Annotated in this window: 15 protein-coding genes, 1 tRNA gene and 1 pseudogene; 5 read left to right on the top strand and 12 right to left on the bottom strand. The window is 64.2% G+C overall.

Annotation, left to right across the window (positions count from 1 at the left end; genetic code table 11):
* Nucleotides 1-30: 30 nt before the first annotated feature.
* The 3 genes from TX79_RS10170 to TX79_RS10160 form a co-directional block, all read right to left on the bottom strand.
* A complete protein-coding gene (locus TX79_RS10170) occupies nt 31-564 on the bottom strand; it encodes an Rrf2 family transcriptional regulator (RefSeq protein WP_049927336.1) in 534 nt (177 codons plus the stop codon).
* Between the two features lie 159 nt (nt 565-723).
* Entirely contained in the window at nt 724-1,656 is a 933-nt protein-coding gene (locus TX79_RS10165; protein ID WP_049927335.1) for a ZIP family metal transporter, read from the bottom strand.
* Nucleotides 1,657-1,816: 160 nt separating this feature from the next.
* On the bottom strand, nt 1,817-2,497 hold the full coding sequence (locus tag TX79_RS10160) for a metal-dependent transcriptional regulator (RefSeq protein WP_049927334.1): 681 nt from the start codon (nt 2,495-2,497) through the stop codon (nt 1,817-1,819).
* A 93-nt stretch (nt 2,498-2,590) separates the two neighbouring features.
* Here TX79_RS10160 and rocF point away from each other — a divergent pair, with 93 nt between their 5' ends.
* Both rocF and TX79_RS10150 read left to right on the top strand, forming a co-directional pair.
* A complete protein-coding gene (rocF, locus tag TX79_RS10155; protein ID WP_049927333.1) occupies nt 2,591-3,508 on the top strand; it encodes an arginase in 918 nt (305 codons plus the stop codon).
* Nucleotides 3,509-3,661: 153 nt separating this feature from the next.
* Nucleotides 3,662-4,831 carry an NAD(P)/FAD-dependent oxidoreductase gene (locus tag TX79_RS10150; RefSeq protein WP_049927332.1) on the top strand — a complete coding sequence of 390 codons (1,170 nt, stop codon included), beginning with the start codon at nt 3,662-3,664 and terminating at the stop codon, nt 4,829-4,831.
* A 12-nt stretch (nt 4,832-4,843) separates the two neighbouring features.
* On the opposite strand, the gene TX79_RS10145 is transcribed toward TX79_RS10150, so the two are convergent.
* From TX79_RS10145 to TX79_RS10135, 3 genes are all read right to left on the bottom strand, one after another.
* Complete coding sequence (locus tag TX79_RS10145; protein ID WP_049927331.1) at nt 4,844-5,389, bottom strand: acyltransferase; 546 nt, start codon at nt 5,387-5,389, stop codon at nt 4,844-4,846.
* Nucleotides 5,390-5,468: 79 nt separating this feature from the next.
* Nucleotides 5,469-6,287 carry an Nmad3 family putative nucleotide modification protein gene (locus TX79_RS10140; protein WP_049927330.1) on the bottom strand — a complete coding sequence of 273 codons (819 nt, stop codon included), beginning with the start codon at nt 6,285-6,287 and terminating at the stop codon, nt 5,469-5,471.
* 58 nt (nt 6,288-6,345) lie between these two features.
* Nucleotides 6,346-6,606, bottom strand: coding sequence for a hypothetical protein (locus TX79_RS10135; protein ID WP_049927329.1), 261 nt, complete (start codon nt 6,604-6,606; stop codon nt 6,346-6,348).
* 329 nt (nt 6,607-6,935) lie between these two features.
* Here TX79_RS10135 and TX79_RS10130 point away from each other — a divergent pair, with 329 nt between their 5' ends.
* On the top strand, nt 6,936-7,160 hold the full coding sequence (locus TX79_RS10130; RefSeq protein ID WP_049927328.1) for a ribbon-helix-helix domain-containing protein: 225 nt from the start codon (nt 6,936-6,938) through the stop codon (nt 7,158-7,160).
* Nucleotides 7,150-7,536 carry a type II toxin-antitoxin system VapC family toxin gene (locus TX79_RS10125; RefSeq protein WP_049927327.1) on the top strand — a complete coding sequence of 129 codons (387 nt, stop codon included), beginning with the start codon at nt 7,150-7,152 and terminating at the stop codon, nt 7,534-7,536. The genes TX79_RS10130 and TX79_RS10125 overlap by 11 nt, the downstream gene beginning before the upstream one ends.
* Before the next feature lie 241 nt (nt 7,537-7,777).
* Here TX79_RS10125 and TX79_RS10120 read toward each other — a convergent pair.
* The 4 genes from TX79_RS10120 to TX79_RS10105 all read right to left on the bottom strand — a co-directional run bounded on the left by TX79_RS10120 (nt 7,778) and on the right by TX79_RS10105 (nt 10,430).
* Nucleotides 7,778-7,848: transfer RNA gene (locus TX79_RS10120), tRNA-Pro, on the bottom strand.
* A gap of 77 nt (nt 7,849-7,925) precedes the next feature.
* Nucleotides 7,926-8,837, bottom strand: coding sequence for an RNA-guided pseudouridylation complex pseudouridine synthase subunit Cbf5 (locus TX79_RS10115; protein ID WP_049927326.1), 912 nt, complete (start codon nt 8,835-8,837; stop codon nt 7,926-7,928).
* Nucleotides 8,834-9,412 (bottom strand): (d)CMP kinase, encoded by a 579-nt coding sequence (cmk, locus tag TX79_RS10110; RefSeq protein ID WP_049927325.1) that lies wholly within the window; start codon nt 9,410-9,412, stop codon nt 8,834-8,836. The genes TX79_RS10115 and cmk overlap by 4 nt, the downstream gene beginning before the upstream one ends.
* 61 nt (nt 9,413-9,473) lie before the next feature.
* The gene (locus TX79_RS10105; RefSeq protein ID WP_049927324.1) at nt 9,474-10,430 is read right to left on the bottom strand and encodes a DUF106 domain-containing protein; all 957 of its coding nucleotides are present in this window, start codon (nt 10,428-10,430) and stop codon (nt 9,474-9,476) included.
* Nucleotides 10,431-10,562: 132 nt separating this feature from the next.
* On the opposite strand from TX79_RS10105, the gene TX79_RS10100 reads away from it, so the two are divergent.
* Nucleotides 10,563-12,044 carry a DUF7289 family protein gene (locus TX79_RS10100; protein WP_230198564.1) on the top strand — a complete coding sequence of 494 codons (1,482 nt, stop codon included), beginning with the start codon at nt 10,563-10,565 and terminating at the stop codon, nt 12,042-12,044.
* Here TX79_RS10100 and TX79_RS10095 read toward each other — a convergent pair whose 3' ends face one another.
* The gene (locus tag TX79_RS10095) at nt 12,045-12,692 is read right to left on the bottom strand and encodes an adenylate kinase (protein ID WP_049927323.1); all 648 of its coding nucleotides are present in this window, start codon (nt 12,690-12,692) and stop codon (nt 12,045-12,047) included.
* Between the two features lie 81 nt (nt 12,693-12,773).
* Nucleotides 12,774-13,053 (bottom strand): annotated as a pseudogene (locus TX79_RS19860) (amphi-Trp domain-containing protein).
* Nucleotides 13,054-13,238: the final 185 nt, after the last annotated feature.

Below are 13,238 nucleotides of genomic sequence, written 5' to 3'. Positions count from 1 at the left end.
GCAGAGAGAAGAGATCGAGCAGTGGGAGCGTTAGTGTTCGGGTTCTTCGGCGGGCGCGGTCATGTCCTCGATACGCAGAATGAGGATGTTGTTCGTGTCGTCCTTGCCGTCGACGCGGCCTTCGACGACGAGTTTCGAGAGTGGCGTGGGACCGACGACGACGGAGTCGTCCTCGTCGATGTCGCCGATCGTCCCCTGCAGGTGGATCTCGGCTCGACAGAGTTCGGGGTGGTGGACGCTCGAGAGGTCGATCTCCTCGACGATGACGTCTTCGACGGCTTCGCCCTCGTGTTCGATCGGGACGGTGGCCGGGTCGTCCATCTGCTGGATCTCGAGGGCCTCGTACGCGGCGGCGGTCGGTTTGTAGCCGCCTTTCGGTCCCGGTACGCCCTCTACCAGCTGGAGGGCTTTCAGACTCTGCATCTGGTTGCGGATCGTCCCCGGGTTGCGGTCGACCTGATCGGCGATGTCTTCCCCCTTGATCGCGTCTTCGGACTCTTTGTGTAGGTTCGTCAGTGCGCGAAGAATCTTTTTCTGACTCGGGGTCAATTCGATGGATGACATAGCGAATTATTCGTAATTGGATTCCTTAAACCCGACGGGTTGGAGGCCGCGCAACTCCGACGATTTCCGTTCGAAACCGTCCCGAGAACCGGATTCGGTAGGCTCACGTCGGATTCGCGTTTCGGCCGCCGTCTCGGCCCGTGCTGGCGGCTGGCCGTCTCAACCGGTGAGCAACCAGCCGTCGAGGATGGCCTCGGTGAGCACGTCCTCGAGGAGGAACATGAGGGCGAACCCGACGGCGAAGCTCGCCGCGTTCGTTCGTGTGAGCACTGCTTCGGCGTCGATCCGGATGAGTTGGCCGACCTCGATCAGTACCTGTACGATCGCACCGACGGCGATCGCGTAACACAGGATGGCCAGCAGGTCGGACTGTGCGAAGCTTCCGATCCAGCCCCCGAGGATGACGGGGCCGCCCGCGATCACGCCCATCGCGGCGAAGTGACGCAGCGGTGGGGTGGCTCGTTCGCGGGCGACGGCGGCGACGACGGTCGGTCCCTCCATGACGTTGTGCATCACGAACGCCAGGACGAGCAACGTGAGCGTCGCCGTATCGCCCTGCACGTAGGAGACGCCGATACCGAGCCCTTCGCCGATGCTGTGAAGACCCAGCGCGATCGCGACAAGATAGGCGATCTCGACGCCGCTTTTCCCACCTGTGACCATCGTTCGCTGTCGCCACCTGCTCGCGACGTACATCACGCCGAACGTCAGCCCACCACTTCCGACGGCGATTCCGGCTGCGAGCGCGGACGCGCCGACCGCTCCCGTGAGTTCGACGACGTCTCTGACGATCTCAAGCCCGATGAACACGAGGACGCCGGCGGCCAGGGTCATAAACCCGTGAACGTATCGCGTCTCGAGGTTCCGGATGAAGGGAAACCAGAGCATCCCGATCGCAACCGGGACGATACCGGCGAGAATACCGATGACGGTCACGATCCAGAGCACCTCGAGCGTGGTCGCATCGCTTCCACCGGACAGATCACCGAACGGCGACGTGAGATAGAGCAGGCTGCAGACGGCGAGCAAAACGAATACTGGACCGATCGCCAGAATCCATCGCGGGAGGTCGTAGCGGGAGCGATCGCTCATCCGTCGTCATCACCTCGAGCGGAGCGGTGGCCGCGCGTCGCTCTCATCGAGTGTGGATTAGATGGGTCTAAACTTATATCTTTTCTACCGATAAACGGATTAGACTCTCTCTAAAGGTAGCGGACGAGTGATACACGTCACAAACTGGTAGCGAATCGAACTAGAGTTCGACTTCTGCCGGACGGGAGACGCGGACGTGGTGAGCGACGCGCTCGGGAAGCGAGACGGTCCCGTCGTCGTCCGCTGGACGAGCCGTAACCATGCCGAACGGGGCGATTTCGACGATCTCGAGTTCGATACCCGGTTCGACGCCGTGGTCGGCCAGGTACGAGAGGACGTCGGCGTCCCGGTCCGCGACCTCTTCAACGACGACGGTCTCGCCCTCGTCGAACTCGGTCACTGGCTCGCCCGTGGGTCGTTCCGGGGGCTCGAGGTCGGCACTCGGGATCGGAGAGCCGTGCGGGTCGACGTCCGGTTCGCCGAGGACGTCCGCGACGCGGGCTTCGAAGTCCTCGCTGATGTGGTGTTCCAGTCGGTCGGCCTCGTCGTGGACCTCCGACCAGTCGTAATCCAGGTGTTCGGTGAGGTAAGACTCGAGCAGCCGGTGGTGGCGAACGATTTCGAGCGCGACGGTCTCGCCCTCTTCGGTGAGCCTGACGCCGCGGTACTTCTCGCGGTCCACGAGGTCCCGCTCCTCGAGTTTCTCGATCATACTCGTGACGGTCGGCGACGTGACGTCCAGCTCCGTAGCGATCTCGGAGGTCTTGATCCGCCCGTCGGTCTCCCGCTGGAGCTGGTAGATGACCTTGAGGTAGTCTTCCATCACGTCGCTCAGCATCATCGATCCTAATTTAGACCCGTCTAACCCTAAACCTATCGGCACCGATCGAACGAATCCAGTACGGTCAAATCACCTGGGGTCGAACCACCGACCATGTCCACCGTCAGAATCATCGGCGCACCGATGGACTACGGGGCGAACCGCCGCGGCGTCGACATGGGCCCGTCGGCGATCAGATACGCGGGGTTGAGCGACGAACTCGAGCAAGCCGGCGTCGACACCGTCGATAGCGGTGATCTGTTCGTCCCTCGTGCCGAGGAACGCGATCCCGACGCGGATCCACCGGTCCGCGGCGACGCCAAGTTCCTCCGCGAGATCGAAGACGTCTGTTCGCGCCTCTCGGAGGAGGTCGCGGCGACGCTCGCCGACGGCGAGTTCCCGCTCGTCCTCGGCGGCGATCACTCGGTCGCGATCGGATCGATGGTCGGATCGGCCGAAGACGCGACCCTCGGCGGGATCTGGTTCGACGCCCACGCCGACCTCAACACCCCCGAGACGTCGCCGAGCGGGAACGTCCACGGGATGCCCCTCGGCGCGGTGCTCGGCCGTGGCGTCTTCGGCGAGATGGACTGGGCAAACGCCCCCACCGTCCGCGAGGAGTCGATCGCCTACGTCGGCCTCCGGAGCATCGACGACCGCGAGCGTGAACTCGTCCGGGAGAGCGAGATGACTGCCTTTACGATGGCCGACATCGACGAGCGCGGGATCACCGCCGTCGTCGAAGACGCCCTCGAGGTCGCGACCGACGGGACCGACGGAATCCACGTCAGCCTCGATCTCGACTGGCTCGACCCGACGGCCGCGCCCGGCGTCGGAACGCCAGTACGGGGCGGTGTCACCTACCGAGAGGCCCACTCCGCGCTCGAGACCGTCTCCAAACGCCACGAGCGCGACGACGTCCTTCGCTCGATGGACGTCGTCGAGGTGAACCCCATCCTCGACGAGGGCAACGAGACGGCGATCCTGGCGGCCGAACTCGCGGCGAGCGCGTTCGGGAAGCGGATCCTCTAGTCGGGTCGAACCCTCCGGTACGTCCGCTCCCGTCGGTGCGAGCGCGAGCGGCCGGCGCGCCGGAATCGTTCATCATCGTTTCGTTGTGTCATCATCTATCATACCCATTCGCGTTTCAACACCTTTGTAACAGAGTGTTTCTGACTGTGGACTATGACTGAAAAGGTCGTCGTACTCGGTGCCGGATACGCCGGTGCGGGTGCGATTAACACGCTCCAGTCGGAACTCGGGGAGGACGCGCGGCTCACGTGGATCGCAGACGTCGACTACCACCTCGTCCTGCACGAGGCCCACCGCGTGATCCGCGACCCCGACGTCCGCTCGGACATCACGTTCCCGGTCGAAGAGATCGCCGATCCGTCGACTCAGTTCATCCAGGCCGACGTAACCGGACTCGACGTCGACGAACAGGTCGTCGAACTGGCCGACGCCGAGGACGTCGAGTACGACTACGTCCTCGTCGCGCTGGGAAGTCAGACCGCCTACTACGGGATCCCCGGCCTCGAGGAACACTCGCTGACGCTGAAGAGCCTGGACGACGCCCTCGAGATCCACGAGGCCGTCAAAGAAGCCAGCGAGGAGGCAACCCGCGGCGAACCCGCGCAGGTCGTCATCGGTGGTGCCGGCCTCTCGGGCATCCAGACTGCCGGCGAAATCGCGGAGTTCCGCGACAACCACCGCGCGCCCATCGAAATCCATCTCGTCGAGGCCTTAGAGGAGATCTTCCCGGGGAACGATCCGGAGATCCAGCAGGCCCTGCGCGACCTGCTCGAGGACGCGGGCGTCCAGATCCACACGGACGACCCGATCACCGAGGCCACCGAGGACCACATCGAGTTCGACGAAGGTGAACCGCTCGAGCACGACGTACTCGTCTGGACCGGCGGCATCACCGGGCGCGACGCGCTCGACGACGCCGACCTCGAGAAGGAGCACAACCGCGTCAACGCCGAGGCTACCTTCCAGACCTCCGAGGAGCGCGTCTTTGCCATCGGCGACTCGGCGATCGTCGATCAAGGCGACCAGCCCGCCCCGCCGACCGCCCAGGCCGCCTGGCAGGCCGCCGAAGTCGTCGGTGAAAACATCGCGCGTGCGATCGAGGGACGCCCACTCAAGACTTGGGAGTTCACCGACAAGGGGACCGTCATCTCGGTCGGTGAGAAAGCCGTCGCCCACGAGGTCAAGCCGGCGCTTGGCCTCTCCTTGCCCGTCGATACGTTCGGTGGCAAGCCCGCTCAAACGCTGAAAAAGCTCATCGCCGCCCGCTGGATCGCGTCGATCACGTCCTGGAACACGGCCCGCAAGTCCTGGTCGTCGCTGTAGTCAGTCCAACCGCTACTCCTCGACGTTCGACCCTTTCGACGAGCGTTCGTCGTCCGCGTCGGTCCCCATCGGTCGGGCCGGAACGCCGGCGACAGTTTCGCCCGGCGGCACGTCCTGCGTCACAAGCGAGTTCGCCGCTACGCGTGCCTCGTCGCCGATCTCCACGCCGGGCAGGACGATCGCTCCCGCGCCGATCATCGCACGCTCGCCGATCACGACCTCGCCGGTCCGGTACTCGTCCTGGAGGAACTCGTGACAGAGCAGCGTCGCGTCGTAGCCGACGATGGCGTGGTCCTCGAGCGTGATCAACTCGGGCCAGAACACGTCCGGCGTGGCCTCGAGGCCCCAGGAGACGCCCGTTCCAACGGTGATCCCGAGGCGTCGGAGGAACCAGCGTCGAAGCCGCAGGCTCGGCGCGATCCGCGCTAGCCAGACGAGCACGTAGTTGTACGCGATCCGCAGGGGCGACTTGGCATCCGTCCAGAAGGCCAGCGAGTTCCGACTCCCCGGGGTCGCGTGGTGCCGGATGCGCTCGTGGCGGGAACTGTCGTCCGTCACTGACGGGGGTTCGAGCGAACGCTACAAGAAACCGACCGGTTTCGCTCGCCCTGGCGTGGGAGTACTGGCGAGCGGTCGTTCACGTTTTTCCGATCCGGGCGTCGGCGGGCGTCCGTCCCTCGAGCGGCCCAACCTGCTCTCGAAACGCCGCGCTGTCGATCGCACACCGGTAGGCCGGTTTGTACATCATGTTCTCGCCCCCCGCTCTGACGTCCCAGGCCGACGCCAGTTCCTCGCGGAGGTAGTACTGCGCCCGCTCGTTACCTGGCTTGACGTAGTAGTCGCTGAGCCGGATCGGATGGCGATCGAACAGCCCGCCGGGTTCGCGGCCGTCGACGATGACGACCGTCTTGTCCGCGCGGTAGAGGTCGCCGTCTCGAGCGCGCTTCGCGTGAGCGTTCTCGGGATTGGCCTCGAGAATCGCCTCGCGTCGTTCACGGGGCGTCTCGGGCCTGACGACCGCGACGTCCGCGACCGTGAAGTAGCCGATCAGGTACCGGTGGGAGCGGTTCCCGTCGGGACCTCGCAGGCCCGCGTAGAACCCCACGATATCCCCCGGCTCGAGCGCCCGGAGCCGCGAGACGTAGCCGCTCGTCCGGTGTTCGCCGTAGGTCAACGCCGTGAAGTTCGGGTCGCGGTGCAGCGGCCAGGACTCGAGCGCCTCGCCCGTCACCGGATCGGCCTCGCCCCGCACGGGTTGGGGGTCGATCCTGGTCGTCAGATCCGCGGCGGTACGGCCGTCGGCCCGGAGCGTCCACGACCCCAGCGTCTCCGTTTCGCTCGTCTCCCGAGTCTTCTCGGGGATCGGAACGTACTCGAACCGTCCGTCGTCGTACAGCGGTGCCAGCGCGCCGAGGTTCGTCGTGTCGGCACCCACGCCGGCGAGGACGACCGTCATCACCCGATCCTTCGAGCGAGCGGGGTTAAGCGTCCCGACTGTCGCTCGGCTCGGACTCTCATCGGGCGCTCGAGCGGGCGTTGTAGAAGAGGACGACCAGCAACACGAGGAAGACACACCCCATCACGGCGATGCCGATCCAGATCGTCGACAGCAACTGTCCGGGCAGGATTCCGGCGACTTCGGCGAGCCAGAAGACGCTGTACGTGCCCAGCAACAGGAGACAGGCGACGTAGAGGCGCAGTCCGAGGCGGACGACGTGATAGAGGGTCGTCTTCGTTATCGCCGGCGGCAGTGCGTCGTCCAGTCGTTGAATCATCGCTAGCTCGAGCGCAGGGTGGAACCGTCGATCGGCTCGGGTTCGGTACGGGCGGTCGTCACGACGGATCCGGTCGGCATCGTCAGGATTCTCGATAGTGTCACGCTAGGATTATCACACCGGGTCTTTAATGTTTCTGCAACCGGGCGTCCGGTCTTCGGGCGTGTGAACACCCTCAGCTACCCAGTATAGGTCGGCTCCGCCGCGGTCAGCGACTCGTGTTCTACGGACGGTATCTTGACGTTTCGTCGAGGGAAAGAGACGACTACCGGACCAGTGACGGTGGCGAGTTCGAAAATCATATACGGTCCCTATACATATGTATACACATGAGCACGGATAGAAAGTCGATCCCAGTCTCGTTGCCCCAGGGTCTCGTCGAGGAACTCGACGAACTCGTCGACGAGGGGAAGTTCGGATCACGGTCCGAGGCCCTCCGATACGGTGCCCGGCTGGTCGCGCGCGAAGCACAGCAGAAACGAATGCACGAGCGAACGGGTGACGCCGCCGAGCAGGACATCGAAGACCGACTGGAGCGGAAACGTGTACGTTGACACAGATGTCGTTCTCGCAGTTCTGAAGGCAGACGACTGGCTCAGTTCGGTCGTCGACCTCGAGACGATCGACGATCCAAAGACCTCGGTTGCGACGTGTATCGAGGTCCAGTACGCGATGCAGGGCGAATGGGACCGGGAGCAACGAGCGACGGTTCACGAACTGATTGCCGACGAGGGAATTACGTTCGTCCCACTGCGACCGGAACACGTCGCTGCCGGGTCGGCGTTGCAACTCTCGTACGATCGGTTAAACCTGTTCGACGCCATCCACCTCGGCGTCGCGACGGTTCTCGAGGAACCGATCGTTTCGACCGACACGCTGTATCCAACCATCGAAGAGATCGATCACATCGATCCCCGCGATCTCGAGTAGTTCACGCTGTCGGTTCACTACAGGAATCTGTTGCTCACTGTGTACTTCGCAGCAGAATATGGGCTCCTGTTACGTCGATGATGCAACGGGGACCCAGTCACCACGTTCGTGGGACCACCGAGACTCGAACAGGAGCAAGACGGTCCGGTGCGCTCCCTACGGTCGCTCGTGGGCTGCGACTCGCATGTTCGATCCCGGCTCTTCCACTGCTGTCGCTTGCGAATTTGCTTGCGACAGAATATGGGACCGCCGAGAGTCGAACTCGGGTCCTACGCACCCCATGCGCAGAGGATACCACTACCCCACGGTCCCGCATCTGGATCGATGGCCGTCTGCCGCTTAAGGGTGTCGTTTCGTTCCGGCGTGGCCGGCCGACCGGGAGCCCGTCGTTACACGAGCACGCGCTCGAGGTCGACGACGACGCCGGAGTCGGCGCTCGGATCGCCGACCATCGTCCCCAGACAGACTGCTGCCTCGTCGGGGGTGACACAGGCGACGAGGTCCTCCTCGCCCGCCGCGTCGTCCGCCTCGAGGACGCCGGGGGCGTAGATCGGCGCACCGTTGGCGACCTCGCGGGCGGCCGACTCGGCGATTACGACCCGTGGAATCCCCTCGAGGATGCGCTCGGCCGGGTCGACGACCTCGTAGAGGGGGTCGGGGTCGTCGTCCTCGAGCCAGAACGCGAGCGCGTCGAGGAACTCGGTCGCCGAGCAGAGGTCCGTATCGTCGAACGGCGTCGTGGCGGTTCGCCGCAGATCCCCCATGTGTGCGCCCGTCCCCAGCGCCAGGCCGAGGTCGTGACAGAGTTTGCGAACGTAGGTGCCACTCTCACAGCGGATCCGCAAGAGGAGCCGACGTTGTTCGCGCTCGAGGACCTCGAGGTCGTACACCTCCCTGACGCGCAGGCGTCGCGAGACGGCGCTCTTCCGGGGCGGTTTCTGGTAGATCGGTCCCTCGAACGCGGCGACGACGGATCCGGCGTCCTCGGGGACGCGGCCGTGACACTCGAGGACGGCGACGTACTCCTTCGGTCCCTCGAGGAAGACCTGTGCGAGCCGGGTCGCGTCGCCGAGCATGACCGGGAGACAGCCGGTGACCTTCGGATCCAGGGTCCCGGCGTGGGCGGCCTGGTCGATCGACGCGTCCGCGGCGTCGGCCAGCGCGCCGGCGACGGCGTCCCGGAGCCAGCCGCTGACCTGGTGCGAGGACGGCCCCGGCGGTTTGTCGAGGTTGACGACGCCGAATGTGAGCAACTCGGCGGGTGATCGCTCGTCGGGCGGTCCACGTAGCGGGGCCGTCATTCGAACTCGTAGTCGAGGTCGATGGGGGCCTTCCCTTCGTCGCCGGCGGGGTCGTACTCCTCGACGGCGGTGACGAGCATGTCGAGGACGGCGTCGGGTTCCCAGCGGGCCGTGTTCACCGAGAGGTCGTAGATCGTCAGATCGCGGATGTCGATCCCGTAGTACTCCTCGTAGCGCTGGGCCTCGCTGGCCTCCCGGGCCTGGGTCTCCTCGGTCGCTCGAGCGGGGTCTTTCTCCTCGCGCTCGGCGATCCGTTCGCCGCGGACGCGTGCTGGGGCGTCGAGCCAGAACCGGAAATCCGCCTGGTCGCCGGCCAGCCAGCCGGCGAGTCTGGACTCGAGCACGAGGTCGTCCTCCTCGATGGCGATCTCGCGCAGTCTGCGATCGAGGTCGCGATCGATCTCGTCGTTCTCCTCGGCGAGTTTGTTGAACTCGAGGGGCGTATAACCGCGTTCGTCGGCCAGTTCCCGGAAGATGTCTCCGCCGCTGACGTGATCGAGATCGAACGCGTCGGCGAGCAACTCCGCAGTCGTGCTCTTCCCGCTTCCCGGCGGGCCGGAGACGGTCAGTAACATATTCGATCTGCGACGGGGCAAGTAAAAGGGGTTTTGAATCGCTCGAGCGCGTGCCGCGGGATCAGGAACTCGACGGGCTCATGTCGACGTTCAGCGCCTTGCGGAGCAACTGCGTAAAGCCCATCGAGCAGAGGAAGTACCAGACGATCCAGCCCCACATCGGACCGAGGAGGCCGCTGTCGAGGTGGACGTGGCCGGCAATCGGCATGACCATCTGCAACTCCGCCTCACCGAGGGCCGAGCCGTGGTTCCCGAGAATTTTCCAGTACATCCACAGGAACAGCGGGATCGTCAACAGCATGATCCAGACCATCGGCCGGAACTGCTCTTTGAACATGCCGAGGTTCTCGGCCATAGCCTCCATCTGTTCTTCCCGAACCTGCTCCTGTTCGTTCTCGAGGCGTTCGATCTCGGCCTCCGGTGCGTCGCGCTCTTTGGCCTCCTGCAGACGCTCCTGGACGTCTTTCTGCTTCTCCTGCATCGCTTGCATCCGCTCCTGGTACTTCCCGATGATCTCGGGGTTCATCAGGTTCGCCTGCAGCAACGTGGAGTATAGCCCCGTCAGGAGGGAGACGGAGAGAATCACGGCGTAAAACGGCAGAGCGGCATCGAGCGGTGCCAGCACGATGTCGATCGTTCCGCCGACGGTGTTTCGAACGGAGTCGAACCAGTAGCCGACCATCAGCATGAGTGCGCCGACGCCGGCGAGTTTGTCCCACTGGGACCACTTCGTCGCTTCGTCGTCGATGTCGACCTCGGGGACCATCGAGTCGGTGTCGCCGTCGAGTGCCTCGTCGAAGGCCTCTCGGTCCGCGATCTCGAACCCTTCGTCGCCGTCGACCAACACACCCTTCTCGATCAACCGCCCCCACTGCCCGGTCGAGAGATCGTCGCTGACGTCCCCCCACTGTATTTCGCCGCCGTTCTCGTCGGCCGTCTCGCGGATGGTCTCGAGGGCGTCGACCATCTCGGCGTCCTCGCGGACGAGGGAGTTGACCTTCTCGGCTGTACGCGTCATCTGGTTGGGCTAGCGCACGTGCGGTATACAAGTGTTTTTCTTCGGTCGTCCCGAGCCTCGCCAGCATTCCTGTCCCTTCCCCAACTATTCCAGGGCAAACGTCATAATCCTCGGCGCGAAATACCTCAAGCCATGAGTATCCGGCGTGATGACCGGCGGGTGGATCTCCCGAGCCGCGGCCAGTCGGCCGTCCTCGGGATGGTGCTGTTGATCGGCATGGCCGCGACGATCAGCGTCGGACTCTTTTTCGTCGCCAGCGATGCCGCAACGAGCCTCGAGCAGGAAAGCGAACAGGAACGCATCGAGACCGCGTTCGTCGAGATGAGTCAGGAACTGACGACCACGACGATGACCGCCGATAGCCCGCGATCGATCGACCTCGACGTCGGCCAGGACGGCGCGGTCGTCCGCGAGGATAGCGGCTGGATCAACGTCACCTCGGACGCCCTCGCGGAGGGCGACCTGACGGACATGACGATCGGGACGATCGAGTACGTGGGCAGCGGTGGGACGACCATCGCTTACGAGTCGGGAGCCGTGTTCCGCGAAACGGGCAACGAGACCCAGCTCGTCTCCACACCGCGGATCCACTACACGCACGAGACCAACACGCTTCACCTGCCGGTGATCACTACGGTCGGAGAGGACCACCTCTCCTCCGGCGACGTCACGTTCGCGACCAATCGGACGGAGCCGTTCCGGAACGTCAACGTCGTCGAGAACGAGAGCGTGACGATCACGATCCACAGCGATTACTATCGCGGCTGGGAGCGGTTCTTCAAGAACGAGGCCGGCGATACGTCAGTGCAGGACGTCGATCACGACAACCGCACGGTGGAGATCGAAGTCGGATACCTCGACATCGATCAGGCCTACGAGGACGGCATCGTGGTCTCGGAGAACTTCGACGGGTTCGACAACGCGGACGTCGAGGACGGCTCCGTCCGCCACGGGACGATGCCCGAACTCGACGAGGTGATCGAGGAGATGGTCGAGGAAGAGCAAGCCGACGCCGATCCCATCTCGAGCAGCGACACCGCGAAGGGCAATGGCACCTACTGGACCGACGAGGAACTGTACATCGGGGACGAACTCGAGTTCGACCTCTCGGAGGGGAACGCGACGCTGATCGTCGACGACGACATCACCATCGAAGGTGAGTTGCGCGCCGTCCCTGGCGGGACGGATAACGAACTGAAGATTTACACGACGGGCAACCTCGACATCGAGGGTGGGCACGTCTCCGTGGTCGGTGGAGAGACTGCCCAACTGCAGGTGTACGGGACCTCCGAAACGCACGTCGGGATCGGTCCCGGATCGAGTTCCTACACCGGCACGATGTACGTCTCGAGGGAAGCCGAGTGGGGTGACAAGGACAACGAGGTGTTCCACCAGGGGCAGTGCCAGGAACAGGTCTGTATGCAGTCGAACGTCGAGTTCACCGGTGCGCTGATCGCGGCCTCGACGAACGTCCACTCGGCGAGCGTCGACTTCGAGTACGACGAAGCGCTTCGGGACAGCGACATCGATCTCTATCCCGACGAGTACACGTTGCCGCCACAGCTAACCTATCTCAACGTCGCTCACCACGAGATCGAGGTCGACAACACCTAGTCAGGCGACGGTCTCGATCGTGTGTTTCACGTCCTCCCAGACCTCGTCCGGGGCCTGTTCGCCGTCGATACGCTCGAGAACGCCCTGGTCCTCGTAGTGGTCGACGACCGGTTCGGTGTTCTCCCGGTAGACGCGCAGTCGCTCTTTGACGGTTTCCTCGGTGTCGTCGTCGCGCTGGATCAACTCGCCGCCACACTCGTCGCAGACGCCCTCCTCTTCGGGCTGGTCGTATTCGACGTGGTAATTCGCGCCACACTCAGAACAGACGCGACGGCCGGTGAGTCGATCGACCAGTTCCTCCTCGCTGACGTCGAGATAGAGGACGACGTCGAGGTCGGTCATCCCCTCGAGTTCCTCGGCCTGTTCTAGGTTGCGCGGATAGCCGTCCAGGACGTAGCCGTCGGCCTGCGAGAGGGCCTCGTCGACGATGGCGTTGACGACCTCGTCCGGAACGAGTTCGCCCTGGTCCATGTACTCGCCCGGCGTGTCGTACTCGGTGTCCATGTCGGAGATGTCCATCTCCTTGTTCGCCCGGAGCGCGTCGCCCGTGGTGACGTGTTCGACGTCGAACTCCTCGCTGATCTTCGCGCTCTGGGTCCCTTTCCCTGCGCCCGGTGCTCCCAGGATCAGGACGTGTGGCTGAGCCATACGCCCTCGTTCTCCCCCGTCGCATAAAGGCTTAAAGAAATGGGTACCCGTTCTCGTGGAACCGGTCCCCTCGAAAACGGGCTACCCGATCGTGAGGTCGACGTCGTCCGTTCGGTCCTCGCTACCGCCCACTCGAGTTCGAACTCGAGACTGAGTTCGCCAGGCCGTCGCTGGGAGTCTCCCGCTCGGCGTTGATCTCGAAGGCGGGCCGGGGCGGCGGCGTCATCGTCACGGACTCCTCGCCGGCCTCGAGGGTGATCGCGTCACCCTCCTCGAGCGTGTCGGCCACGGTTCGGAGGTACGAGGCGATGTCGTCGGCGGAGAGACGGCGCTCGAACTCGAAGAGGACGTCTTCTGGCATACCTGACCGTCGTGGCGTTAGAGTCTTCCGTCGGGGGTCGCGCGCGAGGGGAGTACGGTCGTGGGTGATCCGCGCCAGGGAACCGTCCGGTCTGCCATCCCGAACTGGTTCGGGAAAACTTCCCGTAACGCGCCCTCATTGGCTTATTTTCCACAATTAACCGGATGGAATGGCGTTAGAACAAA

Origin of the sequence: Halopiger goleimassiliensis, assembly GCF_000455345.1 — an archaeon.
GTDB lineage: Archaea > Halobacteriota > Halobacteria > Halobacteriales > Natrialbaceae > Halopiger_A > Halopiger_A goleimassiliensis.
Note: the sequence above shows the minus strand (reverse complement) of the source record. Positions and strands in the feature narration are given on the sequence as shown.